Here is a 25,044-nt window from a genome sequence, read left to right on the forward strand (position 1 = left end):
CCATATTGTTAATTTATCCCTTAGAAATCCCATTCCACAAAACTGGAATGGTAAATGTTGTAAATGTAATCTGCCTCTACCAAGAGCAAGAGCACCAAGTAAATGACCAAGAAGACAGGTGTCCAGACAATGGTTCTGCGCAGGGAGCTCTTTTCGTCCCTTAGGTGCATGTAATCCCAGGCAATGTAGTAGGCCTTGATCAGGGTAAGGATAATGAAGATCCAGTTCAGGAGCTTCATCCCCAAGATGTCCGTGTTCATGAGAAAAGGGGGCTTAATGATGCCCAGGACCACCTCAATGGCCGTCACAAAGGCCAAAAAGAAGAGCACGCCCCATATTTTATGAACGTTGGACCTAAATTTCCAAAGACCCCTGAAGATTTCCAATTTATGCTCGTGTGCCATATCCAAATTGTCTTTTGTCCGCCGTGCGGCCGGACCTTAAAAAATTATGTTGATTATACCAAGTAAAAGAAGGTGAAAACAAAGACCCACACCAAATCCACAAAGTGCCAGTAGAGGCCCACTTTTTCCACCATTTCATAATGGCCCCTGCGCTCATAGGTGCCCAAAATGACGTTAAAGAAAATAATGAGGTTGAGCACCACGCCAGAGAACACGTGAAAGCCGTGAAAGCCGGTAATGAAAAAGAAAAAATCGGCAAAGAGCCTGCTGCCGTATTCGTTTCGCACAAGATTGGCGCCTTCCACCACGCGCACGGCGTTCTCAAACTTTGCCAGGCCCTCTTCCCGGCTCAGCACGGTCTTGTGCCCTTCTTCATTGATCACCTCGGTGCGCATCAATATGTTGGGGTTGGCCTTAAAGCCCTCGTACACTTCGTTCACGGTAAAACTGGGAAGCTCTTCCCCCTCATAGTACCACACTCCGTTCTTTCTTTCGTGCGCTACCCGCTCGTCCGGTATGGTGATGGCAAAATCTGCCAAGGCGGCCCGTTCTCCGGTATCTGCCTTCACAAACTGCAAAATCCTTCCTCCCTTGGTCTCCACGGCCCCAAAATCGCCCTTGATGAACGTGGCCCACTCCCAGGCCTGGGAACCCAAGAAAATGATGCCCCCGATAACGGTGAGGAACATGTACCAGATCACGGCATCCTTTTTCATTCTGTGCCCCGCATCCACGGCCAACACCATGGTCACCGAGGACATGATCAGAATAAAGGTCATGATGGCCACATAGATCATGGGGTACACGCCGTGCACAAAGGGCACGTGGGTAAAGACCTCGTCTGCAATGGGCCAGGTATCCTCAAATTTAAACCTGGAAAAACCATAGGCTGCCAAGAACCCGGAAAAGGTCAATGCATCCGATACCAGGAAGAACCACATCATGAGCTTGCCGTAACTGGCACCCAGTGGCCTGTTGCCACCACCCCATACATTGCCGTCCGCTGTCGTTGTAACCGTAGAATCCATATATTGATGTATCGCTTTAATAAAACTTTAGCAAATTTACATTTTTTTGAAGTAAATGAAAGGGCTTGCCCATCCAAAACTTTTTTTGCCCGCAATTATTATCCCACCGTGCTCATAAATACGATGAGGTACAACCAGAGCAGGTCCAAGAAATGCCAAAACGTGGCCCCCAGGGAGAGTCCCAAATAGTCTTGGGCCGTGTATTTTCCCTTGATCTGCTGGTAGAGCACCACCAAAAGACTAATGATGCCCACCGCCACGTGCACAATGTGCACCATGGCGATCAGGAACACATAAGATAGTTTTATGTTGCTGGTGGGGCCGGTAAAGTAATACCCGTCTGCCACCATCTGGGCAAAGCCTTGGAACTGAAAAAAGATAAAGGCGCCCCCAAGGGCCAGGGTAACCCACAACCAGGTGGTGCAACTTTTGGCATCTCCCCCGGCAATGGCCTTTTTTGCCAGGATATAGGTAAAACTACTGAGAATGATTATGGCCGTGCTCACGTAAAAATAGGTGGGCAGGTTAAGCTCTGACACCCAGTCTTCCCGGGCACTGCTCACAATGTAGGCACTGGTCCATCCGGCGAAGCCCATGATCAGGCTCACGATCCCGAACCAGAGCATCATCTTCCTTGCCCTTGCATTTTTTTCCTGTACCGTACCTTGTGTTAAATCCATCGCTTACAAAAATTTATCGATCACATAGACCACTTGCATCAAGGTAATATAGGCAACACTTGCCAACATAAGCCTCCTTGCCGCCGCATTGCTGCGGTCCGTGTACAGCGCCAGGGCGTAATAGAGCATGCACAGCCCCATCATGAGCACTATGGCGGCGGCCCCCACCGAGAGCTCCAGCCTGCCCGTGATGCCAAAGACGGGTATCACCGAGATGACGATCATCCAAATGGTGTACATGATGATCTGTAAAATGGTGCCCGCATCTTTTTTTCCCGTGGGGAGCATTTTAAAGCCACCTCTCCTGTAGTCGTCGTCCAACATCCAGCCCAAGGCCCAGAAATGGGGAAACTGCCAAAAGAACTGGATCATGAACAGCGTGCCCGGCTCAATGCCAAACTCGTCCGTGGCGGCCACCCAGCCCAACATAAAGGGTATGGCCCCCGGCAGTGCCCCCACGAACACCGCCAAGGGCGTAATGGTCTTTAAGGGCGTGTACACACTGGTGTAGAGAAAAATGGAAATGGCCCCGAACATGGCCGTTTTGGGGTTAAGCACATAAAGGGCCATGACCCCCAACAGGGTCAAGGTAATGGCCGTGGCCATGGCCGCTGGCACGGACATTCTTCCCGAGGCTATGGGCCGTTTCCTGGTGCGCTTCATCAGGGCGTCCAGGTCCCGCTCAATGACCTGGTTATACGCATTGCTGGCACCCACCATGCAATAGCCCCCAAAGGCCAGCAACAAAACGGACTGCCATTGGATGTGGGGAGCGCCCAAAAAATATCCCGCAATGGAAGAAAACACCACGCTCACCGCCAGCCTTACCTTGGTGATTTCCTTGAAGTCGGCAAAAACAGCAGCAAACGATTTTGTAGTTGCCACTTCCACAGCAGTTTTCATTTTTTTTTGAAATAAGTGGCACAAAGATAGCCTGTACCCCATTTTCCTGCAACCATAGCCCCTTATTTATAATATATTTAGGGAATGGACCAAAGCCCAAAAAAATGGGCACAAAAAAAAGGCCTGGAGATTGTCCAAGGCCTTTGCATACCATTGAGCGGTATTATTTCTCTATTGCAGTTTAAAGTTGATGGGGATGCTAAAGGGCACCCGAACCGCACGTCCCCTTTGCTTTCCGGGGGTCATTTTTGGCAATTTGTTGATGATGCGGGCCGCCTCCTGCTCCAGGTTTTTATCGGGGCCCCTCATCCTAACGTTACCGATGCTTCCGTCCTTTTGGATCACGAACATCACGGCCACCCTGCCCTGAATGCCCATTTCCTGGGCGATCTCGGGGTAACGGAAATTACGCGCAATGTGCTTTTGTATCATTTTGTTGAAACAGGCCCGCTTGTCGCTCTCGTTCTCGCATCCGGGAAAGACCGGTACGTCTTCGATCACCGAAAAGGGAACGTCCACGTCCTCATCCACTTCTTCCACGACCACATCTTCCACTTCAATGATCTCTTCTTCCTGGCTGGTCTCCGTGGACTCGATCACGGTCTCTTCCACCTCTTCCTCATCTTCCACAACCTCAATGATCTCTGGGGCGGCGGGGGGCGGTGGGGGCGGTGGGGTCTTTATCTGTTCGGTCATCGGAACCTCTTCATCCAAGAGATCGTCCACGTCCATGGAGATATCGTAATTGTTGGCATCATCATAGGTTTTCCATTCAAAGGCACCGTACACAAGGGCCATGACCACGGCAAGACCAATGACGAAGTACAGTGCACTATTCTTGGAAAGGTCTGCTTTTGGATTTTTTTTCGGTTCCATCTCTCAAAGTTTATAAGGTTTGCTAATTTAATTAATAATTTTTCTAAAAAACAACTAATTTTTTGATTTTAATCCGGGCGCTGCCCAATACGCCATCTTGATCACCAAAGCGCCCACTGCCGCACCCAGGGTATTGGCCAGTGCATCGAAAATATCTCCGTGACGGTCCGTGGTTAAATTGTGCTGTAATACCTCAATAACCATACCATAAACCACGGCGCACAGAAAGGCCACCCAAAGAAAGGAGGTAACCAGGCCCTTTTTGCCCTTCCGCTCACCGATCGCCAGGTAGATCAAGACGGCCATGACCCCATAAAAAACAAAATGCACCAGCTTGTCCGCATGGGGCAAACGCGACATGGGGGTATCGGTCCGGGGGAAAGAAAATAAGCTGGCCAATGTAACCAACATCAACCAGCCTATGCACAATATGGAGAACATGCGCTTTTTAAGCACCCACCAACTCCTTATAGTCGTCCGCGGACAAAAGGGCGTTGATCTCATCGGCATCGCTAAAAGCGATCTTCACCATCCAACCTTCGCCGTATGGATCGGAGTTCACCGTTTCAGGGGCATCTTCCAGCGCCTCGTTGAATTCCACGATCTCCCCGCTCAGGGGCAAAAACAGGTCGGAAACGGTCTTTACGGCTTCCACCGTGCCAAAGACCTCGTCCTTGCCCAAGGTCTCGTCCACGGTTTCCACTTCCACATAGACAATGTCTCCCAATTCGCCCTGGGCAAAATCGGTAATGCCCACTATGGCGGTATCGCCTTCGATCCGTACCCATTCGTGGTCCTTGGTGTACTTTAATTCTGCTGGTATGTTCATTATAAAATATTTAACAAAGAACAAATGTAACGGATTCCCCCATGGTAATCAAAAAAAAACCGAGCCGCATTGAACGGGCCGGGGCACTCTTAATTGCCAAAATTGTACCTCAGGGTAAAGCCCGCGTTGATGGTGGTCTGGGGAAAGGCCGTGGAAACGGCAAACTGCGAGAAGTTGTGGTCGTAAAAGAACAGGGCGTTCAGCTGCTTGCTCAGGGCGTAGTCTGCCGTGAACTTCACGGAGAGCAGGTTCTGGCCAGAGGTGATCTGGTTGTTGTCTATGTCCAGGTTGCGTATAATGGTGATGTTGTCCCTTAGGCTCACATCTGCCTTGAGGTTCAGGTCCCCTTTTAAACGGGTCTTGTTGCCCCCAATGTTGGTCACGAACTGCACATCCTTGATGCGGTAGCCCAGCCCCACGGTATATTCCTGGCCGTTTACCTCTGTCATGAGGTTGTTGTCAAAACTCAGGGAGAGGGCCCTGTCCGTGCGTATCTCGGCCAGGACGCTCACGGAGTTCTGCATCTCAAAATCCAGGCGCACCAAGGGGTTGAACTGATCGGTGAGCACCACATTGTTCAAGATAAGGTCCGGCAGGATGTTCCCGTCCTCATCAAAGGCACCGTTCTGCTTTTCCAAGTTGGTCTGAAAGGAGTTGATGCTGTACGCGGCCCGGTACCCGTGCTGCAGGGAAAAGCGCCTAAATTTCTTTTTGAACCACTTGTTCTTCATGAGGCCGGTGTACTTAATGTTCCAGTTGGGAATGGGAATGTCCCTGAAACTGTCCAGGTTTACCCGATCGGCATTCTGCCCGGTATAGGCGGCAAAGAAGGCCGGCAAGAGCACATCTTGCTGGGTCTTGCCGTACCGGACGGGAAATCCTTCGGCATCCACGTTGCCCCCGGACTGCCCCCCGCGGTCTGCCTCGAGCCTATTGGCAATGGTGATCCTGTTTTCCTTGAACCGTTCAAAGTTGGCAGAATCGAACTCATCGCTCTTGCCAAAGGCCGTGCCGATCATCATGGTGGAAATACTGAAGTTGCCCAGTTCGTTCTGCAGCCCCGTTCGGTTGTCCAACAGCGCCTGTATGTCGTAATTTTCCTGAACCCTACTGGAAAACTGCCGATCGGCCACCAGATCTATGGTCAGGTCTCGGGTCACTTGCGCGGTGGCCGTGACATTGAGCTGCTTGTTGGTGTTAAAGATGAACTGTTGGTTAAACTCCGGGAAGGTGGTGAGCCAACCGTTTCGGGCCGCATCGAAGCGCACATCGCTCTGGCTGCCGAACACAAAGCCCAGTGTGGGCCGTGCCGTGCCCATGAACCCAATGCTCTGGGTATAGCCCGGCAGCACCGTTCCGTTGCTCTCGTTGTAATTGATGTTGAGTCTTTTGATCATGGTCACAATGTCCACCACGGTATTGAAGGCGGCGCTGCTCTTTTTCTCCACCTTTTCGGCATCGCCCGCCGTGGTGCCCGCATCATTTACCCGTCTGGCGCCCCTTGCCCCTTTGGCCGCACCGCCCTCACGTTTTCTCAGGCCCACCAGATCGTACAATTTCTGCATGGTCATGGAGGCGGTAAAGTTGTGGGTGTTGGCGTTTTGCACCGTGTTTATGGTTTGCCCGGCCACGGCAATCAGGGCATCGCCGCCCCGCTGCCAGTCAAAATTACTGGTATAGGTGTACTGGCCGGTGATAAAGTCCAGCCCCGGTATCTTGGCAAAGGGAATGTCATAGTTGAGCTGCATTTGCTGGGAATGCCTGTTGGGTTCGCCCAGGTCAAAGAAACCGTCCCAGAGGCCCAAGGTCTGGTCTATGCGCTCCCGGGAATCCTCGGGCTCGTTCAGGTTGAAATAGTTCCGTACAATATTGTTGTTGGACCCCGTAAGGTTGAGACGGAGCGATTTGGTAAGGTTGTAATTTACCGCGTACTGCCAGTTGAAAAGGTAGTTGCGCTGTTGCAGCTCCGGAAGCTCCAAACGGTCCACGCCCTCTTCGCGCACGTCCCTGAACCGCTGGGCGTTGAACTGCCGGTTGATGTTGGAGTTGAGCGAGATCGTGGCCGGGAGCAGATTAAAATTCAGGTCCTTGAGCCACTGCCAGTACTTTGCCGTTAAAAGGGAATCGTTCTTTTTAAAGGGGGCCACCTCCACGGGATCAAAGGCGTGGTTATAGACAAAACCGGTGTTCACGTTCTGATCGCGCAGTTGGGCGATCTCAAAATCCCGGTGGTTGGTCTCGTTGTAGGAGTAGTTGAAGGTAAAGTTCTCCACATCGTAAAAATTGGCATCGGCCTCCTGCCCACGGTCTTTGCGCACCCCTATGAAGTTGATGCTGGTGCGCTTGGTGTAGTCTTCGGCCTGTTCCCTGATCTCTTCCGCTGCCTCGGCCGTAGGGGCCGCCTCTATAAGGTCATTGAGCTTTAAATCATCGTACACCGGATCGAACTCCGGGGTAATGAGCTGTTCCGAGATACCATAGTTGAACGGCAGTTGCACCCCCCATTTGGATGGCAGCAACTGCCCCACGTTCACGTTGGTCACCACATCATAGGAAATGGCATCTTCCCGGGCGCGCTCATTGGGCATCTGGTCTATGGAACCAAAGCCGGAAGTGCTCTTGCTGCCCGTGGCGGTGATGTTGGCAAAATCGGCCATGTTGGCGTCCAGGGCCGCCACCGCCGCCCAGCCCCCATTGTTGTCCAGGCCGGCCAAGCGCAGCTCGTTGAACCAGACCTCTCCCCTGGCGGGCAAAATGTCCTGGTTCTTTACGCCCACCATCATGCTGCGAATACTTCCAAGGGACGGATTTCCCTTTATACCGATCCGCAGGGTGCCGGGCGGTCTGGGGTCAAATTCGTTCACGGGGAAGACCTCGCCGTCCTGGAGCTCAAAGAAGCGCACCTCACTGAGGTCCCCGCCGGTGATCCAGAGCGATTTCACCTTGTTCAAATCGGCCAGGGAGATGTTCAGCTCATTTTCCGCCGGCCATATCTCATCGGCCGTGGTGGCCCCAAAAGGCGTAAATTTCAGGGGCAGCTCTATTTGGTAATAGTTCTGGGTAAAGTCCGTACCGATCCGCAAAAAGCCCACCAAGGGGGTGGAATCGTCCGGATAGTCCAAATCCGATATCTTCTCGGCGTGCATGAACATCTTCAGCTTTTCGTACTGCCGTATGTCTATGTTCAGGTTCTTGAACACCCCACGGGCATCCCGGGGCTCCAGGTTGTCCACCAAAAGGGAGAGCGATTGTTCGTTCTGGCGAATGATGGTGTTGTTGTTGTTAAGCTGCTCGCGCAACACGCCCGGGGGCAGCACATAGGGTATGGGCACCCGGCCATTGTTTTCCTCTATGTTCACCGTGTTCACCTCCAGGGTGGTGCCATCATCGGTGGGGTCATTGTCCACATCGGCATCCTGAAGCGTCTTTACGTAGGTACGCCAATCTCCCCGCACCAGGTCCAGGGTGGCAAAGCGCAATACCGTGGGGTCGTTAAAGCCGGTCATATACATCCGCATAAAGCTAATGGACCTAAAATCCGTGATGCCGCCAACGGCCTGGGTAAAATCGTTGAGCGGGATCTTGTACTGGATCCACCTGCGGTTGAGCCGATCTCCGTTGGGAAGCTCGGGGGTGGTGCCCTCCTTGATGTCCGTTACGTACTTGTCGTCTATGGTGGTGTTGGGCTTGATCTCTATGCGGTACTCATAGTAGCTGTTCACGGTGTTCATGGTAAGGTCACGGTCAATGTCCTCCACATCGGGCAGGGTGGTGGATCCCCTATTGATGTTGGTGACCTCCACGGGCGAGTTGCCATCAGGGTTGTTAAAGTCCAGATAGCGCTCCAGGATGTTCCCATCCCGGTTCAGGTAGTACTGAAAATTGTCCAGGGCGGGATCGTCTCCCGGGTTGGCCGTGTAGATATCCCCCTCACGTGCATCGTCCAATCCGTCCAGTCCCAAATCCTGTAGGCTGCGGTTGGCCTCACTGGCATCAAAGGCATAGACCAAGGATTGGGTGGCGGGCACCTCGCCCCAAGAGGTAGGGGCCACAAACTCATTGCTGTCCACCCCGGGCAGGCCGTTCTCGTATTGTTTCCGGCCGTCTTTTAGAATGTCTTCGGAAATGTTCCCCAAGTTGATCACCAGTTCGCCAGATGAGGTGGCCTCCCCGTCCACATAGGGATCCAAGACCCAAAATTGCACAAACTCCACGTTGGTCTGCTCAAAGTTGGTGCTGCTCAGGGAGCGCATGATGCCCGCCCATCTGTCCGTGGCAGGCTCGGTGTCAAAATTGGGATTGTTGTTGTAGGGGCCCTTAAGGTTGGGATAATAGGCAATGTCCAAGGTGCCCTGTACGGTGGTCTGCCCTTGGGCAATGTCCACCTGTGGAAACACCTCATCTATGAACACCCTCCTGGTGGCGTTGGTGGAAAGGTCATTGTCGGTGATGGCATTGGGGCGTTGGTTGGTATAAAAGATGGGGTCTATGGTGTACCAGGCCATCTTGGCGCGGCCATATCCGTTGAGCAGGTTGTCCGCATCTTCGGGGCTCCCACCGGCCAACTGCCCTCCTGGCGCAAACTCCAAGGGGGTACTGGCCAGGGTCCAGCCCAGGAAGCTCCTAATGTCCACCAGGGTCTGTGCGCCTTCAAAATCGTCCAAATAGGTGGTGGTCTCTCCCCTGAAATCGGCATTTTTGGGCGATCCGGGGCTCAGGGCGGCCACCTCGCCCCTCAGGGAGAGGTTAGAGGGCACATCGGTATCAATATTGGGCAGCTTGTTGGCCAAACGGGTCAGGAAGGGCAGTTCCGTGGAAAAGTTTCCGTTTAGCCCAAAGACCGAGTTGTTCACGGGCTCCACGCCAAAATTGGCCTTTTGGGTAAGGGGCCGCTCATTGAGGTTCAGCAGGGTTCCGCCCAGGACAAAATTTTCGTTGAACTGGTGTTCCACGTTCACCCCGGTGAACCGGCGGGTCTGTTGGCCAAAGACGGCATTGTTCTCCACAGAGATGTTCACGGGCACGTTGGAGGCCTCCAGACTGGGGTCCAGCAACTGCACCGTACCCGCCTGGTAGTTCACCGTATAATCAATGCCCTCCTGCAATTGCCTGCCCCCGGCGGTAACGCGCACGGAACCGCGGGGCACATTGAAGGCGCCAATGGGAATGCCATTGCTGCCCTCCGATTTGTAGCGGCCCTTTAAGATGAACTTGTTCTTTTCCGGGTCCTGCAGGGCGGCCGCCTTGGTGAGCTCGTACATGTCCCTGAAGACATAGAACTCCTGATTTTCATTATAGGCCGCGGGATTGTCATAGTCGTTTTGGTTGCCATTGGCCAGGGTCTCAAAGAGGTAACGGCCAAAGGGCTCCACCTTGGTAAAGATGATCCTACCGCCCTGGATGTCTATGGTCTGGCCGGGCACAAAATCAAAGAAACCATCGCCTCCGGGCTGCACATCGTTGTAGATGTTCAAACGGTCCAGGTTAAAGACATCCAATAGGATCCGTTCTTCCAAACCTTCTGGCCATCCGGATCCGGGGCCCTCGTCTATGGGGGTAATGTAGTTTCGCGGCGTGGGATCGGAATACAGGATGTTCATGTTAAAATCTTCCTCACTGAGCCTAAAGGCCCCCGTGGCGTAAATGTTCTTCATCATCAGGTCCCAGATGGGGTCGCTCACGTTCAGGATGTTGCTCTTGAGGAGCTTCAGCACCAAGGTATTGTTCTCAATGATCGGATTGGCCCCGGCCGAGACCGTGGTGGCGTCCAGGGCGCCATTGGCAAACTCCCCCACTTGGAACACCTCTCCCTGAAAGGTGTATTGATAGGCCACGGCCAATACCTCATCATTGCTGAGTCTTTGGTTCAGGGAAATGTAGCCCAACTGCCGATCGAACTCATAGTCCCGCCCCGGCTCCAGTTTCCTGGCGTTTTCCAGAATGGCATAATCAAACCCCTGGTTGGGCCGGTAGCCCCCGGCAAAACTGGCGGCATTGAAGGCGTTGTCCACGGTGGCAATGTCACGTATGCCGTCCGTAAGGGCGCCGCCCGCCCCGATACGGGCCGGATCAAAGGCATTGGCGTTGTTGCGGGGCCGATCGTCGCTGGGATTGTTAAAGAATCCGGGGGCATTGCCGTTGTTCTGGGAAACCCGGGTGCGGTCAGGATCGGGCTCGCCCAAATCCTGCAGGGCCACCACGTTCCTGACGTTCAAGGTCTGCTGACTGCGGTTGGTGACCCAAACTTCCAGCCGCGTGATCTGCACCTGGCTCTGGATAAAGGGATATTCGGAAAGGGCACGATCGTAGTTGTCCCTGAAATAGTGGGCCAGGAAGAAGTGCTTGTCCTCGTCGTAGTCCAGGGCCGTTAGGTTAAACTCGTTCAAGGTGCCCCCGCCCTGGGCCACCACGGTATTGTTCTGTGAGCGCTGTTCGGAGAAGACGGCCGTTACGGTGGTCTTGCCAAACTGCAGTTGTGTCTTTACCCCAAAAAGGCTCTGGGCGCCCTGGATCAGGGAACTGTTCAGGGGCATGTTCACGTTGCCCACCTCAATTTTCCTGATGATGTCGTCCTCGGTGGGCGTGTAGTCCAGCTTCACAATGTTCTGGAAATCAAAAGTGGCCTCGGTGTCATAGTTGGCGTTCACCTGCAGGCGCTCCCCAATTTTGCCCAGCATGCTCAGGCTTATGCGCTGATCAAAATCAAAGGAAAGATTGGTCCGGTTCCTGGGGGACAGGGCGGGATTGTCGTTTTTTTGCCAAATGACCCCAAGGTCCATGGCCACCGACCCCTGCGGGATCACCTCAATGGTGTTGCCCCCAAAGACCGATTCAAAGAAACTGTTGTCCACATAGAAGTTGGGCAGCAGGTTCTTGCGGGCCTCCTCGCTTCCCTCTTTTTGGCCGGAGTAGGCATCCGACTTTGCCTTGAAGTAGTCCTTGATGCCTTCCTTGCGCACCAGCTCGTAATACTGTTCCGGGGTTAGGATAATGGGATAGCCAATGTCAAAATCGCCTATTTTTTCATTGTAGATGTAGCGGTCCATATCCGCATCGTAGATGTACTTGGACACGATGCTCTCGGGGTTCTTCATCACCAAGCGACCCAGATCATAGCCCGTCTTTACGGAGTCCGCCTCTTGCTCCTGGTTCTCCTGCGCCCGGGCCGTGTAAACCGTGGCCATCAACATGAAGAACAGGAAAGCAACCTTAAAAAGATTTTTAAGAATTCTAAAAGCCCCTTGTCTCAAACTATCTACAAATTTTTGAGCGCGAGTTTTATGATGTCCTCAACGCTTGGGGAGGGGTGCTGGGCAACGATCTTGTCCACCACTTTCCCGGACTGCCTCCTGGTATATCCGAGAACCTCCAATGCAGATAACGCTTCTTCTTTGTTTGTATTGTTCGATATGGTTGAAACTTCGCCCATTTCCTGGACTTTCAAAATCTTGTCTTTCAGGTCCAAAATGACCCGTTGTGCCGTCTTGGCACCAATGCCCTTAATGCCCTGTATGGTGCGCACATCGGCATTGGCTATGGCGTCCCTGATCTGGGCCGGCTCCAAGGAAGACAACATGGTCCTTGCGGTACTGGAACCGATCCCCGAGACCGAGAGCAGCAAGCGGAAGATCTCCCGTTCTGACTTCTGGGCAAAACCAAAAAGGGTATGGGCATCTTCCTTTACCTGCAAGTGGGTAAAAATGGATATGTTCTCTTGATCGGTGAGCTTGGAAAAGGTGTGCAGGGAAATATTGACAAAGTAGCCCACGCCGGCACATTCCACAACAATGTAGGTTGGGTTCTTCTCTACCAATTTCCCGCTCAGGTGATGGATCATGACAATACTGTTTTGTTGTGTTCATTGGTGGTGTCCGGCAACGTTATGCCTTGCCCAGCACCAGGGTGCCTTCCCAAACCTTTTTTTTTGTTCCTTTGGATGGATGGGCCCGGTTCCATCCTGTCCACTGTGGCCCCTAGGATGGAGCAGGACCAAATCCCATTTTTTTAAATCCGAACGCCACGGCCATGAAAGGAACCCAAGACCGAGCCGTTCTGTTGATGCCCCGGCCCTAACTGCCCTTCTTTTTTGCGTTTTTGCGCTTCTCCCGTTCTTGGGCATCGATCACGGCCACGGCGGTCATGTTCACCATCTCGTCCACACTGGCCCCCAATTGCAGGATGTGCACGGCCTTTTTTAAACCGATCATGATGGGGCCAATGGAATCTGCCTTGTGCAGTTCCTTTAAGAGCTTATAGGTAATGTTGGCCGAGTCCAGGTTGGGGAAGATCAAGGTGTTCACCTTCCTGCCCGCCAATTTTGAAAAGGGAAAATTGTTTTGGCAAAGGTCTTGGCTCAGGGCAAAATCGGTCTGGATTTCTCCGTCCACCACCAATCCGGGGTTTTTTTCGTGCAGGATACGGACCGCCTCCCGAACCTTTTTGGCCCCTTGGTGGTTGCTGGACCCAAAATTGGCATAGGAGAGCATGGCCACCACGGGCTCAAAGCCAAAGGTACTGGCCACATTGGCCGTCATCTGCGCTATCTCTGCCAGTTCCTCGGCATTTGGGTCTATGTTCACCGAGGTATCTGACAACAACAAGGGCCCCTGGTCCGTGATCATGATGTTCACGGTACTGGCATTGGTTACGCCCTTGGCCCTGCCGCAGACCTCAAAAACAGGCCGCAGCACCTTGGGATAGGCCCTGGAGTACCCGGAGATCATCCCGTCCGCATCGCCTTCCACCAACATCATGGCCCCATAATAATTTCTTTTGCCCATGTTTACCCGGGCACTGTAACGCGTCTCTCCCTTGCGCTTGCGCATGTTCCAGAGCTTGTCCGCATATTTGGTGCGGGTGGTGTCAGATTCTGGCGCGCGCGGGTCAATGATCGTTACATCGGCATCAAACTCCAGCTGCTTCTTTAGTTTTTCTATGGTGGGCCTGTGCCCCAACAATATGGGAACGGCAATGCCCTCTTCGTACACAATTTGGGCGGCCTTGATCACATCCAGTAGCTCGGCCTCGGCAAAAACTATGCGCTTGGGGTTCATTTTGGCCCGGTTGTGCAGCATGCGCACCACCTTGTTGTCATTTCCGGAGCGAAGCATCAATTCTTCCCGGTACTTGTCCCAATCCTCAATGGGCGCCTTGGCCACACCACTCTCCATGGCGGCCTTGGCCACCGCGGGCGGTATGGTGGAAATGAGGCGCGGATCAAAGGGCTTGGGAATGATGTAGTCCCGGCCAAAGGTAAGTCGGGTAATGTCATAGGTAATGTTCACCTGTTCCGGTACCGGCTCCTTGGTAAGTTCCGCCAGGGCGCGCACGGCCGCCATTTTCATTTCTTCATTGATCTTGGTGGCACGGACATCCAACGCCCCCCTGAAGATAAAGGGAAAGCCCAGCACGTTGTTCACCTGGTTGGGATGATCGGATCGGCCAGTGGCCATGATCACATCCTTCCTGGTGGCCAGGGCCAGTTTGTACTCTATCTCCGGGTCGGGATTGGCCATGGCGAACACAATGGGATCTTTGGCCATACTGTTCAGCATGTCCGGGGTAAGCACATTGGCCTTGGAGAGCCCTATAAAGACATCGGCTCCCTTCATGGCCTCTTCCAGGGTATCTATTTTTCTTTGGGTGGCAAATTCCAGTTTTTGGCCAGAGAGGCCTTCGCGATCTTTTCGGATCACCCCTTTACTGTCCAACATCACAATATTTTCCGCACTTGCCCCAAAAGCTTGGTACAGGCGGGTACAGGAAATGGCCGCGGCACCCGCACCGCTCACCACGATCTTTATGTTGGCAATGTCCTTTTCTATGAGCTCCAGGGCATTGAGCAGGGCGGCCGAGGAAATGATGGCAGTGCCGTGCTGATCGTCATGCATGACCGGAATGTCCAGCTCTTCCTTGAGCCTTCGCTCGATCTCAAAGGCCTCGGGGGCCTTGATGTCTTCCAGGTTAATGCCCCCAAAGGTGGGCGCAATGGTCTTTACGGTCTCCACAAACTTGTCCACGTCCTCGGTGTCCAGTTCAATATCGATACCATCAATGTCCGCGAAAATCTTAAAGAGCAGGCATTTGCCCTCCATCACGGGCTTGGACGCCTCCGGGCCAATATTGCCCAGTCCCAGGACGGCGGTACCGTTGGATATCACGGCCACCACATTGCCCTTGGAGGTGTACTTGTAAACCTCTTCCCTGTTCTTGTTTATTTCCAGGCAGGGTTCCGCCACGCCCGGAGAATAGGCCAAGGCCAGGTCCCGTTGGGTGGAATAGGGTTTGGTGGGCACCACCTTGATCTTGCCGGGCTGTGGCTTGGCGTGATAGATCAGGGCCTCCATGCGTTGTCTTTCCTTACTCATGCATTTCGCTTTAAAAAAAACAAATTTAGGGGTATTCCGAAGAAAATCGGTACGGGCCCCTCAATTTCTGCCAAGGCCACCCAGAACACTCCGGAAGAACGGCGCCATCAGTCCAGCTTCTTGTCGGTGAGCCTGGTGGCCAGCACAGCGGCCATCACAAAAAAGACCCCGGCAAAAAGCATGGCGTTCACGGCATCAGAGCCCAAGAGGTACTTGTAGATGGGACCAAAGGTCAGCGTTTCTATGCCCTGAGGAATCACGATCATCATGTTTAGAATGCCCATGTACACCCCGCGACGGTCTTGGGGCACCACTTTGGACACCATGGTATAGGGTATGCCCATCATCGCGGCCCAACCAATGCCAAAGAGCACCATGGGCGCCAATACCCAAAACGGATGGGAAATAAAGGGAATGCAGAAAAGGGCCAGGGCCGTGCCCACCAGACTGAGGGCGTAAATCTTGCGGCCCCCAAATCTTAGGGTAAGGGGCACCAGGGCCAAGGCCACCATTATGGTCACCACGTTGTACGTTGTGCTCATCGTGGCCGACTGTGAGGCGGCTTCCGAAATGCCATAGCCCAAGGTCTTCATGAACAATGGGGTAATGTACTGCCAATAGATAAAGAGGGCGTACCACTGAAACAGATAGACCGCACCCAGTTTCCACATAAAAGGGGGCATGTCATGAATGGCCGATCCAATCTCCTTAAAGGGCTTGGCAAAGCGCTCCATAAAGGGCTGGGCGGCATCTTTTTGGATTTCCTTCAGTTCTTCTTCGGAGGGAGGTATTTCGGGTGTTTTTAAAACGGACCAAAGAATGGTGGTAATGGAGAGGATACCGCCTATGTAAAACGAATAGTACAGCCATTGCGGAATGGTACCGGCCACTTCTACGGACCCCTCGCCCAAAAGTCTCTGAAAAAGTATTATGGACCCATTGGCCAAAAGAATGCCAGCCCCCACAAAAAGACTCTGCATCTGGTAGCCCAGACTCAATTGCTTTTCAGGGAGCTTGTCTCCCACAAAGGCGCGATAAGGCTCCATGGCCATGTTGTTGCCCACATCCAAGATCCAGAGCAGCCCCACGGCAAACCACAGCACCGGGCTGTTCGGGAAGGCAAAGAGGCATAGGCTGCCAATGAGAGCGCCAATTAAAAAATAGGGTTTGCGACGCCCCCATTTGGGAGACCAGGTCTTGTCTGACATGGCACCGACAATGGGCTGCACAATGAGTCCCGTGACCGGGCCGGCGATGTTGAGAATGGGCAGGGACTCTTCCGGCGCGCCCAGGTATAGGAAAATGGGGTTTATGGCGGTCTGCTGCAACCCAAAGCTGTACTGTATGCCCAGAAAGCCCACGTTCATATTGAAAATCTGCCAAAAGCTGAGCCTGGGTTTTTTAATGTTCATCATGGTGTTGACGTTATATGGGCATCACCAGTGAAGAAGCACTGAATATTGCCGGTTTTTTCTTTTTTTTGGCCCTCTTTTCACCTTCTTGCGGCGGCGCCCCATCGCTGTGCCAAGGCACGGTGTGGCGATCAGGCTTCTTGCCCCAAAAAGCGATGGAAATCTTCCAATTGATCGAGCTCGGGGCCCGTACCGCTGATGTTAAAGCTGCCCTCTTCCAAATCCACGTGGAGCCCAATGGCATCCGAGGCCAAGGACCACCGAAGCTCCAGCACCGTGTCCCGGCTGGGCACCAGCTCAAAATCACCGTTAAAGGCGGGGTGCCGGTTGCGCAAGCGCATCAGTTCTGCCATGGCCCGGAACAACAATTCTCCGGTTTTCTCCCGCACTTCCTCCTTGGAAAAATAATGCCTGTTGATGTCTCGCCCCACCCCTGTCCTTTGCAGCAGCTGCATATCGTTCTCGCCCGCAAAGAGGCCCACATAATACACCTGTGGCAGTCCGGGCACAAAAAACTGGATGGCCCGGGCCAGGAGATAGTTGCGCCCGTTGCGGCCCAGGGCCTCGAAATAGGTGCAATTTACCTGGTACAGATCTAGGTTGGAGGCTGCGGCCCCGGTGGCCTTTTTGCTATTGCCCCCACTGTTTTCGTGTATTTTGCCCACAATGGCGTCCAGGGCATCATCATCGATCAGTCCGGGCACCCCGTTTTCCGAGGCCACATCCACAATACCAATGCCGTCATGGGTGTCCAATACCGTAATGCAGTTGCGCGGGCCGATCTGCAGCCAATGCTTCAAATTTCTTGCATTGCGGTTAAACAGGGTGTCCAGCACCAGCACGGGAAGGGCAAAATCATAGACATAATCCACTTTTTCCGCAATCTGCACCTGGGTCTTGTAAAAAGAGTGTACCTCCACCAAGACGGACATCCCCATTTTTTTTGCCTTTTGGGTAAAATGGTCAATGAATTCAAATGTTTCCGGCAGCATGAAACACGAAGTGCCGGCTTTCTTGAGGGCATAGCCCGCGGCATCCAACCGGATCATCTTTACGCCGGCATCCTGCAATTTCTTCAATATTCGGTCCAGATAGGCCTTGCCCTGGGCAGCGGTGACGTCAATGTCTATTTGGTTGGCCGTGAAGGTGGTCCAGACCAGACGTGCACCCTCTTGCGCAAACCGCATTTTGGTGAAGGGAAACCCGGGTCTGGGGCGGTAAATGGCCAGTAGGTCCTCTTCAGAGGCTCCCTGGGGGAAAATCTTGGAAAAGGTGAGAAAGAGGTCGGCGTGGACAGACGCTTGCCCTTTTTGCAGGTAATCCTGAAATTCCGTGGAGAGGGCAGACATATGGTTCACGATCACATCGGCCATTACATCATGGGTGGTGCCCAGTGCCCTGACGTCTTCCCAGGTGCCCAGCCTATGGTCCACCTTGGTGTGGTCCACGGGATCAAAACCCGCGTCTTCCCCATCAATGGGGTCATAGAAGGGCAAAAGGTGCACCCCGCCGAACATGTCCTTTAAAGGTCCCTGTAAGAGTCTATGGAGGTCTGCGATGGTCTCGCCGCCAATCCGATCCACGTAAGTGATCAACTGTACCTGGTTTTTCATCTTCCCAATTTCTTTTGCACGCTTAAGATGGCGGAACGCATTCTTAAGCAAAAAGGGCCAATGCCCTCTTCCCGCCCCGGCTGCCAAAAGGCAGGTCTGCGCCCCGGGGTCCCAACATGCCAAAATTTCCATTAAAGGTTGGCTTCCCAGCCATTTCCACTATTTCTTCAAGAACTCAATATTACGTTTTAATCCTGAAAATTTGGTGCGTTTCACGGCCGATTTCCTAAAAATTTCACCGAAAACGTTTGCGGTCACCTCCTCCCATTCCTTCTTGGACATGGACAGCAAATCGGGGTGGGGGTCAAAGAGGGGTTCCCGATGCGGTTTGGAGAACCGGTTCCACGGACAAACGTCCTGGCACACGTCGCAACCAAACATCCAATCGTCAAATTTACCCTGGAAGGCACTGGGAAGTTCGTCCTTGAGCTCAATGGTAAAGTAGGAGATGCACTTGCTTCCATCCACCACATAGGGCTCCACAATGGCCTGGGTGGGACAGGCATCGATACAGGCGGTGCAACTGCCGCAATGGTCCGTGACCGGGGCGTCATGGGCCAGGTCCAAATCCAGGATGAGCTCTGCAATAAAATAAAAAGACCCCACTTTCTGGGTGAGCAGGTTGCTGTGTTTGCCGATCCAGCCCAGGCCGCTCCTGGCCGCCCAGGCCTTGTCCAAGACCGGTGCAGAATCCACAAAGGCGCGGCCGTGCACCGCTCCAATTTCCGAAGTGATGAAATGCATCAGTTCCTTCAATTTGTCCTTGATCACAAAATGATAGTCGCGCCCGTAGGCGTATTTGCTCACCTTGTAGGTGTCTTGGCGCTGTTCTTGGTGCGGGTAGTAATTGTAGAGCAGGGAAATGACGGTCTTGGCGCCCTCCACCAATTTTGTGGGATCCAAACGCTTATCGAAATGATTGGCCATATAGGCCATTTCCCCGTGCATGTTCTTGTTGAGCCACTGCTCCAGGCGCGGGGCCTCCTCTTCCAGGAATTGCGCCTTGGACATGCCACAGGACAGAAACCCCAGGCGCTTGGCTTCCTCTTTTATGGCTGCGGTACGCTGGGAAAGGTTCATCGGCTTTCAAAAAAAAGGGGAATGCCCTTGGGCTTCAGGGAAATGAGCGGATCCACTTCCAAGGGCTGCGCGGGCGGTTGCAACCGGAATTTACGCAAAATCTCGGCCACCGTCAAAATCATTTCCTGCATGGCAAAATTATTGCCCACACACATTCTGGGGCCGGCCCCAAACGGAAAATAATAGTCACTGAAATCCTTTTTATTGCTGGGATCGAAACGCTCCGGAACAAAATCTTCCGGCGTTTCCCAAAAGCGCGGGTCCCGGTGCAGCTCATAAATGGCCAGCAACAGCATGGTGCCCTTGGGGATGGTGTAGCCGTTGGCGGTATCCTCGGCCACACATTCACGGTCTATGTAATAGGCCGGCGGGTATAGGCGCATGCCTTCCTCCACGCACTGCTTTACATAGCCCAATTGCCTTAGGTGCCCCATGGTGATCTCCGTGTCCCAAGGTATGCGCGCCACTTCCGAGTGGGCCCTCTCCTGAACTTCCTGGTGGCGGGCCAGCAGAAAGAGGGTAAAGCCCAAGGCGTTTGCGGTGGTCTCATGCCCCGCGGCAAAAAGAATGAGCACTTCATCCAAGAGCTGCCGGCGCGGCATTGGCGTGCCGTCTTCGTAACGGGCGTTCAAGAGCATGTCCAATAAATCGTCCTTGTCCGATTCTTGCGCCAAGCGTTCATCCACAATGGTGTTCAAGATGTCCCTCGCCCCATTGGACAATTTCTTGTGATGGGCAATTTTACCGGAAAGTCGGTACCACCAATTCAGGTAGGGTTGCCTCATTTCCTTAATGAGCATGCGCTGGTTGCTCTCGGTAATGTCCTTGAGGGCCGCCATTTCCTTCTGGATGTCGTCCCTACTGAACAGGGAAGTGGCCACGACCTGAAAGGCCAGATCGCCCATGAGCGGGTAAACATCTTGGTGTTCATTGGGGCGTATGCGATCCACCTCCGTGGCTATGGCACGGTACATGATCTGCAGCAGTCCCTGCAATTTCTTTTTATGAAAGGCAGGTTGCACCAAGCGGCGGTGTTTGCGCCAATGCTCCCCGTTGGAGGTGAGCAGCCCCTTGCCAATGTACTTGGCCAGATCTTTGGTCTGTAGGGATGATTTCTGATATTTTTTTTGCCCGGTTTGGAGCACCTGTTTAATGAATTGGGCATCTCGGGTAAAGACAATGCGCTTGCCAAAGCCCACGGCGACCTCAAAAACATCGCCCAGGCGGTTAAAGTTGTCATGGTGAAAGGGCAGGGGATTCCTTAGGATCTGCTTTCTGTTCTTGATCACATGGCTCCGGGAGACAAGGGGAAGTTTCTTCATTGGAACAAGCCTCCCTGTATGTTGTTCTTAATGCGGCCCAAGTGCTTGTAGGCCAATTCCGTGACCTCACGGCCCCGCGGGGTGCGCATGATAAAGCCCTGTTGGATCAGAAAGGGCTCGTACACTTCCTCAATGGTCTCCGCACTTTCCGAAACAGCCGTGGCCAGGGTGGTGATGCCCACCGGCCCCCCCTTGAACTTGTCTATGATGGTGGTCAGTATCTTATTGTCCATCTCATCCAGCCCGTGGGCGTCCACGTTCAGCGCCTTGAGCCCAAATTTGGAGATTTCCATATCTATCTTTCCGTTGCCCTTGATCTGGGCAAAATCGCGCACGCGTCGCAAGAGGGAATTGCATATCCTGGGCGTTCCCCGGCTCCTGCCCGCAATCTCTATGGCCGCTTCGTGGGAGATGGGCACCTTGAGGATCTCGGCACTTCGGGTCACGATGGTGGAGAGCAGCTCGGTGGAGTAGTACTGCAACCTGCTCTGAATGCCAAAGCGGGCCCGCATGGGTGCCGTGAGCAAACCGGAGCGTGTGGTGGCGCCGATCAGCGTAAAGGGACTTAGGTTGATCTGTACCGATCGGGCATTGGGACCGGTCTCTATCATGATGTCTATGCGAAAATCCTCCATGGCAGAATACAGGTATTCCTCCACAATGGGGCTCAGTCTATGAATCTCGTCTATGAACAGCACATCGCGCTCATCCAGATTGGTGAGCAGACCGGCCAGATCGCCCGGCTTGTCCAGCACCGGACCGGAGGTGATCTTAATGCCCACCCCGAGCTCATTGGCCAGAATATTGGCCAAGGTGGTCTTGCCCAGACCGGGAGGACCGTGAAACAAGGTATGGTCCAGGGCCTCTCCGCGCTGGTTGGCGGCCTCCACAAATACCTTGAGGTTCTCCAACACCTGTTCCTGACCGGTAAAATCGTCAAAACTTACCGGTCTCAGGGCCTTTTCCAAATCCAGTTCGGCCTCCGAAAAACCATCTGCCGAAGGGTCTAAATGTTCGTTCATCCCAACAAAGATAGGCAAATGACTTCAATCTTTTTTGTGGAACGAAGGGGATAATTTATGATGGATTCGTACAGAATTTCGTATTTTCAGACCATGAAAAAGAAGCCCTATACCCCGGGAACCCTACAATATGTTCCCTTTTTTTATGTGATCTGGTCAGACGATTTGGTCTCCGCCTCGGAAATAAACGTAGTGAGCACGGCCATTGACTCGGATGCCAGCCTAACCCAGGAAGACAGAAAGCTACTGCACTCCTGGCTCAAGGTCTCCAAACCGCCACGGAACGAAACCCTGAAAGCGTGGAAACAGCTCATTGACCGATCCAAGGTAACATTGATCGAGACGGAAACCTATCCCCTGGCCACCTTTAGCCAGAAAGTGGTGTGCCATTACCATGAGGAGTGCCCGTTTAACGAAGCCCTGAAGCACATTGAGGTGAACCTGGGCATACAGCCCAACCACTACAACCATCTCTTTGAGGTGGAAACGGTGCACGAGATCAGCTCCAATTTTTACAGCGCGGCCGAGTTGGACCACATCCTGAAGGGCCAAAATGCCGCGGTGGTAGATCGTTTCCGTAAAGCCTTGGAACACCCCAACTTTCAGTGGCAAGTGCAGCGGGACAAGGAAGCCTTCCGGAAAAGGGTGCTGGATCAGGTGGTACACTTGGCCCAAGAGGGCTTTGGGGCCATGGCCTTTTCCAAGGCCCACGGCGGCACCGGGGACATGGAAGGCTACGCCACCATCTTTGAGAACATGATGTATGCCGATGGGAGCCTTACCATAAAATTTGGGGTGCAGTTTGGCCTTTTTGGGGGAAGCATACAAAAGCTGGGTACCCAAAGGCACCATGACGCCTACCTGACCCAAACGGGGAAAGCCCAACTCTTGGGCTGTTTTGCCATGACGGAAACGGGGCACGGCAGCAACGTGAGGGGCATAAAAACCACAGCCACCTATGATCGGGAGCGGGACGCCTTGATCATACACACCCCCGGGCCCAACGACAACAAAGAATACATAGGCAACGCCCTGCACAGTACCATGGCCTCCGTTTTTGCCCAATTGATCGTGAACGGAAAGAATGAGGGCGTGCATGCCATCTTGGTGCCCTTACGGGATGCGGAGCACAACACCTTACCGGGCATCACAATTGAGGACAACGGGTATAAATTGGGCCTCAACGGCGTGGACAACGGCAAAATCTGGTTTCACCAAGTGGCCGTTCCCAGGGAAAACCTGTTGGACAAGTACGGCCGCATCAGCGCAGCGGGAGCGTACGAGTCTGAAATCAAAAACCCCAACAAACGCTTTTTTACCATGCTGGGCACCTTGGTGGGCGGCCGCATCTGTGTGGCCAGGGCCGGCCTTGGAGGGGCCAAAATGGCTTTGGCCATTGCCGTAAGGCACGCCCTTAGACGCAGGCAATTTAACGACAGCATCAAGGTACAGGAAGACCTCCTGATGGATTATCCCACCCACCAACTGCGGCTAACCCCCTTGGTGGCCAGTGCCTACGTGTACCACGTTACCCTGGACAAGATGATGCAGATCTACTGTGACGAGGGCCAACCGGACAAGCGTAGGGTGGAAACCCAAGTGGCCGGCCTCAAATCTGTGATTACCTGGTATGCCAACAGCACCATCCAAGAATGTAGGGAAGCCTGCGGGGGCAAGGGATACCTTTTGGAAAACAGGATCGCGGATCTTAAGGGCGATGTGGACATCTTCACCACCTTTGAGGGAGACAACAACGTACTGCTGCAATTGGCGGCCAAAGGGGTGCTGTCTGACTTTAAGGCCGAGTTCAACAGTGCGGGCTTTGCCTCGGTGCTGAAGCTTTTGGGCCAACAACTGGGCAACAAGCTCGCCTCCATTAACCCCATGTACGTGAACAAGGTGGACAAAGAGCACCTCTACAACCCCAAGTTTCACAGGCACGCCTTTGCCCATAGGACCGAAAGGCTCACCTACACGCTGGCCATGCGAATCCGGGACTACATTAAAAAGGGCATGCCCTCTTACCAGGCCTTCTTAAAGGTGCAGACCCACCTCTTGGCCCTGGGCAAGGCCTACAGCGTTGAATTGGCCTACAGCACCTTTGCCGACTTTACGGCACAAATGCCGGAAGGGAAGCACAAGGAATTGTTTCAAAAGCTAGGGTGCCTTTACGCCCTGCACGAGCTCAGGAAAGACGCCAGCTGGTATTTGGAACAAGGGTATTTTGGCAGCAATAAGAGCAAGGCCATACGCCAACGGGTAGAGCGCCTATCTACCGAACTAAGGCCCCATATAGAGGTGCTGGTGAACGGTTTTGGCATACCGGAAACCTTGATGACGGCGCCCATTGCCTCCTCTTGGCAAAGGACTTAAGGCCGCGGTCCGGGCGCCAGCCCTTTGCCAAGTGCGGTCAATTGTTTTCCTTGTGCAGTTGGGAGGTGTCCAAAAAACTGTCCATGATTATTTTGGGATTCCCGTAGAGGCTGGTTTTCGCAGACCCTTTGGAAGTGAGATTGAACTGGTCCAAGGCCAAGATCCTGGCGTTGGGCGAATCTTCCATGATCAAATTGGCTTGCCGTGCCTCCAATTTTTCCGCTTTTAGATCGCTGTTCCCATACAAGGTGGCCTTTAGGCTATCCGTGCTCCCCTCCCATTTGGCCGAGGCATTTTTGTACATGAACACGGTATTGGTTTTTCCGGTGGAATAGATCTTGGCATCAATACGGTCCTTGAGGGTCACCATCAAGGAATCACTGGCCACATTCAGATCTCCCGAGCTTATGCCCTCCATGGTCAAGTCAATGACATCTGCCGTGGCGTTGAGCTCCACCCTGGCCGTACCGGAGGTGCGCACCTTTAGGGAGGCTGTGGAAATGACATCCTTCATGGCCAGTTCGCCCGCACGGACATCGATACTGAAAAGCCCGGTATGGAACACCTTGATGTTCAGCTTCTTTTTGGAGGTGATCTTATAGAAAGAGGAAATGGTGAGCACCTCATTGACCACATCGAAACGGAGCACTTCCAACAAATTCTCGTCTGCCTCTATGGCCACCCCGGGCGCATTGGCATTCTCCAGGACCACGGGAACGTCATCATTTAGCTCAATGGCGTTGAAGGGGGGCAGTTCCTGTCTGGTCTCCACCACGTTCCTGTTGCCCTTGATCTTGGGTTTTCGCTGGGCAAAGGTCTGTACTCCGAACAAACAGAGCAAAAGGATAACAACCGTGTTTTTCATAGTGTGTTCTTAAAAAGTAATATGAAGGTATTCAATTTTATGCTTACTTGGAAATTAGTCCGGTCAAAGCCGCCACCTTTTACCATCCATAATCCGTGCCGAAGTGAGGTATGGCTGCCCTAAACTTTTGTCCCTTCCTTTAACCCAGCTGGATTCAAGTCATAAACGCAACAATGCCCTGATTTTCTATTGCTGCGGCAAAAACCTCGTTGGGCGTTCTGTACCCGAACCTTTTTCTGGGCCTGTTGTTTAAAATGTTCTCCGCCTTTT

Annotated in this window: 17 protein-coding genes and 1 pseudogene; 1 reads left to right on the top strand and 17 read right to left on the bottom strand. The window is 53.2% G+C overall.

The window, feature by feature from the left end; translation table 11 throughout:
* Positions 1-20: 20 nt before the first annotated feature.
* The 15 genes from ACKWCC_RS16850 to ruvB form a co-directional block, all read right to left on the bottom strand.
* On the bottom strand, positions 21-404 hold the full coding sequence (locus ACKWCC_RS16850; protein WP_413997138.1) for a cytochrome C oxidase subunit IV family protein: 384 nt from the start codon (positions 402-404) through the stop codon (positions 21-23).
* A gap of 53 nt (positions 405-457) precedes the next feature.
* A complete protein-coding gene (locus tag ACKWCC_RS16855) occupies positions 458-1,432 on the bottom strand; it encodes a cytochrome c oxidase subunit 3 (RefSeq protein WP_413997139.1) in 975 nt (324 codons plus the stop codon).
* Between the two features lie 98 nt (positions 1,433-1,530).
* Positions 1,531-2,112, bottom strand: coding sequence for a cytochrome c oxidase subunit 3 (locus ACKWCC_RS16860; protein WP_413997140.1), 582 nt, complete (start codon positions 2,110-2,112; stop codon positions 1,531-1,533).
* Positions 2,113-2,115: 3 nt separating this feature from the next.
* Positions 2,116-3,015 (bottom strand): heme o synthase, encoded by a 900-nt coding sequence (gene cyoE, locus ACKWCC_RS16865; protein WP_413997141.1) that lies wholly within the window; start codon positions 3,013-3,015, stop codon positions 2,116-2,118.
* Positions 3,016-3,186: 171 nt separating this feature from the next.
* Positions 3,187-3,891, bottom strand: coding sequence for an energy transducer TonB (locus ACKWCC_RS16870; protein ID WP_413997142.1), 705 nt, complete (start codon positions 3,889-3,891; stop codon positions 3,187-3,189).
* Between the two features lie 54 nt (positions 3,892-3,945).
* Positions 3,946-4,332 (bottom strand): VanZ family protein, encoded by a 387-nt coding sequence (locus ACKWCC_RS16875; RefSeq protein ID WP_413997143.1) that lies wholly within the window; start codon positions 4,330-4,332, stop codon positions 3,946-3,948.
* Positions 4,333-4,339: 7 nt separating this feature from the next.
* Positions 4,340-4,720 (bottom strand): glycine cleavage system protein GcvH, encoded by a 381-nt coding sequence (gcvH, locus tag ACKWCC_RS16880; protein ID WP_413997144.1) that lies wholly within the window; start codon positions 4,718-4,720, stop codon positions 4,340-4,342.
* A gap of 89 nt (positions 4,721-4,809) precedes the next feature.
* Positions 4,810-11,910 carry a T9SS outer membrane translocon Sov/SprA gene (gene sov / locus ACKWCC_RS16885; protein WP_413997154.1) on the bottom strand — a complete coding sequence of 2,367 codons (7,101 nt, stop codon included), beginning with the start codon at positions 11,908-11,910 and terminating at the stop codon, positions 4,810-4,812.
* Between the two features lie 65 nt (positions 11,911-11,975).
* The gene (gene ruvA, locus ACKWCC_RS16890) at positions 11,976-12,557 is read right to left on the bottom strand and encodes a Holliday junction branch migration protein RuvA (RefSeq protein ID WP_413997145.1); all 582 of its coding nucleotides are present in this window, start codon (positions 12,555-12,557) and stop codon (positions 11,976-11,978) included.
* Positions 12,558-12,789: 232 nt separating this feature from the next.
* A complete protein-coding gene (locus ACKWCC_RS16895; protein ID WP_413997146.1) occupies positions 12,790-15,087 on the bottom strand; it encodes an NADP-dependent malic enzyme in 2,298 nt (765 codons plus the stop codon).
* 107 nt (positions 15,088-15,194) lie between these two features.
* A complete protein-coding gene (locus ACKWCC_RS16900; protein ID WP_413997155.1) occupies positions 15,195-16,499 on the bottom strand; it encodes an MFS transporter in 1,305 nt (434 codons plus the stop codon).
* 131 nt (positions 16,500-16,630) lie between these two features.
* Complete coding sequence (gene gtfA, locus ACKWCC_RS16905; protein ID WP_413997147.1) at positions 16,631-18,112, bottom strand: sucrose phosphorylase; 1,482 nt, start codon at positions 18,110-18,112, stop codon at positions 16,631-16,633.
* Positions 18,113-18,271: 159 nt separating this feature from the next.
* Positions 18,272-19,192, bottom strand: coding sequence for a tRNA epoxyqueuosine(34) reductase QueG (queG, locus tag ACKWCC_RS16910; RefSeq protein ID WP_413997148.1), 921 nt, complete (start codon positions 19,190-19,192; stop codon positions 18,272-18,274).
* On the bottom strand, positions 19,189-20,514 hold the full coding sequence (locus ACKWCC_RS16915) for a cytochrome P450 (RefSeq protein WP_413997149.1): 1,326 nt from the start codon (positions 20,512-20,514) through the stop codon (positions 19,189-19,191). The genes queG and ACKWCC_RS16915 overlap by 4 nt, the downstream gene beginning before the upstream one ends.
* On the bottom strand, positions 20,511-21,536 hold the full coding sequence (gene ruvB / locus ACKWCC_RS16920) for a Holliday junction branch migration DNA helicase RuvB (RefSeq protein ID WP_413997150.1): 1,026 nt from the start codon (positions 21,534-21,536) through the stop codon (positions 20,511-20,513). The genes ACKWCC_RS16915 and ruvB overlap by 4 nt, the downstream gene beginning before the upstream one ends.
* 57 nt (positions 21,537-21,593) lie before the next feature.
* Here ruvB and ACKWCC_RS16925 point away from each other — a divergent pair, with 57 nt between their 5' ends.
* Positions 21,594-23,909, top strand: coding sequence for an acyl-CoA dehydrogenase family protein (locus ACKWCC_RS16925; RefSeq protein ID WP_413997151.1), 2,316 nt, complete (start codon positions 21,594-21,596; stop codon positions 23,907-23,909).
* A gap of 37 nt (positions 23,910-23,946) precedes the next feature.
* Here the strand turns inward: ACKWCC_RS16925 and ACKWCC_RS16930 are convergent, their stop codons facing one another.
* Together ACKWCC_RS16930 and ACKWCC_RS19375 are read right to left on the bottom strand one after the other, a co-directional pair.
* Positions 23,947-24,774 (bottom strand): GIN domain-containing protein, encoded by an 828-nt coding sequence (locus tag ACKWCC_RS16930; protein WP_413997152.1) that lies wholly within the window; start codon positions 24,772-24,774, stop codon positions 23,947-23,949.
* 154 nt (positions 24,775-24,928) lie between these two features.
* A pseudogene (locus tag ACKWCC_RS19375) lies at positions 24,929-25,044 on the bottom strand (IS30 family transposase); the annotation flags it as partial.

The organism is Maribacter aquimarinus (assembly GCF_047345505.1).
GTDB lineage: Bacteria > Bacteroidota > Bacteroidia > Flavobacteriales > Flavobacteriaceae > Maribacter.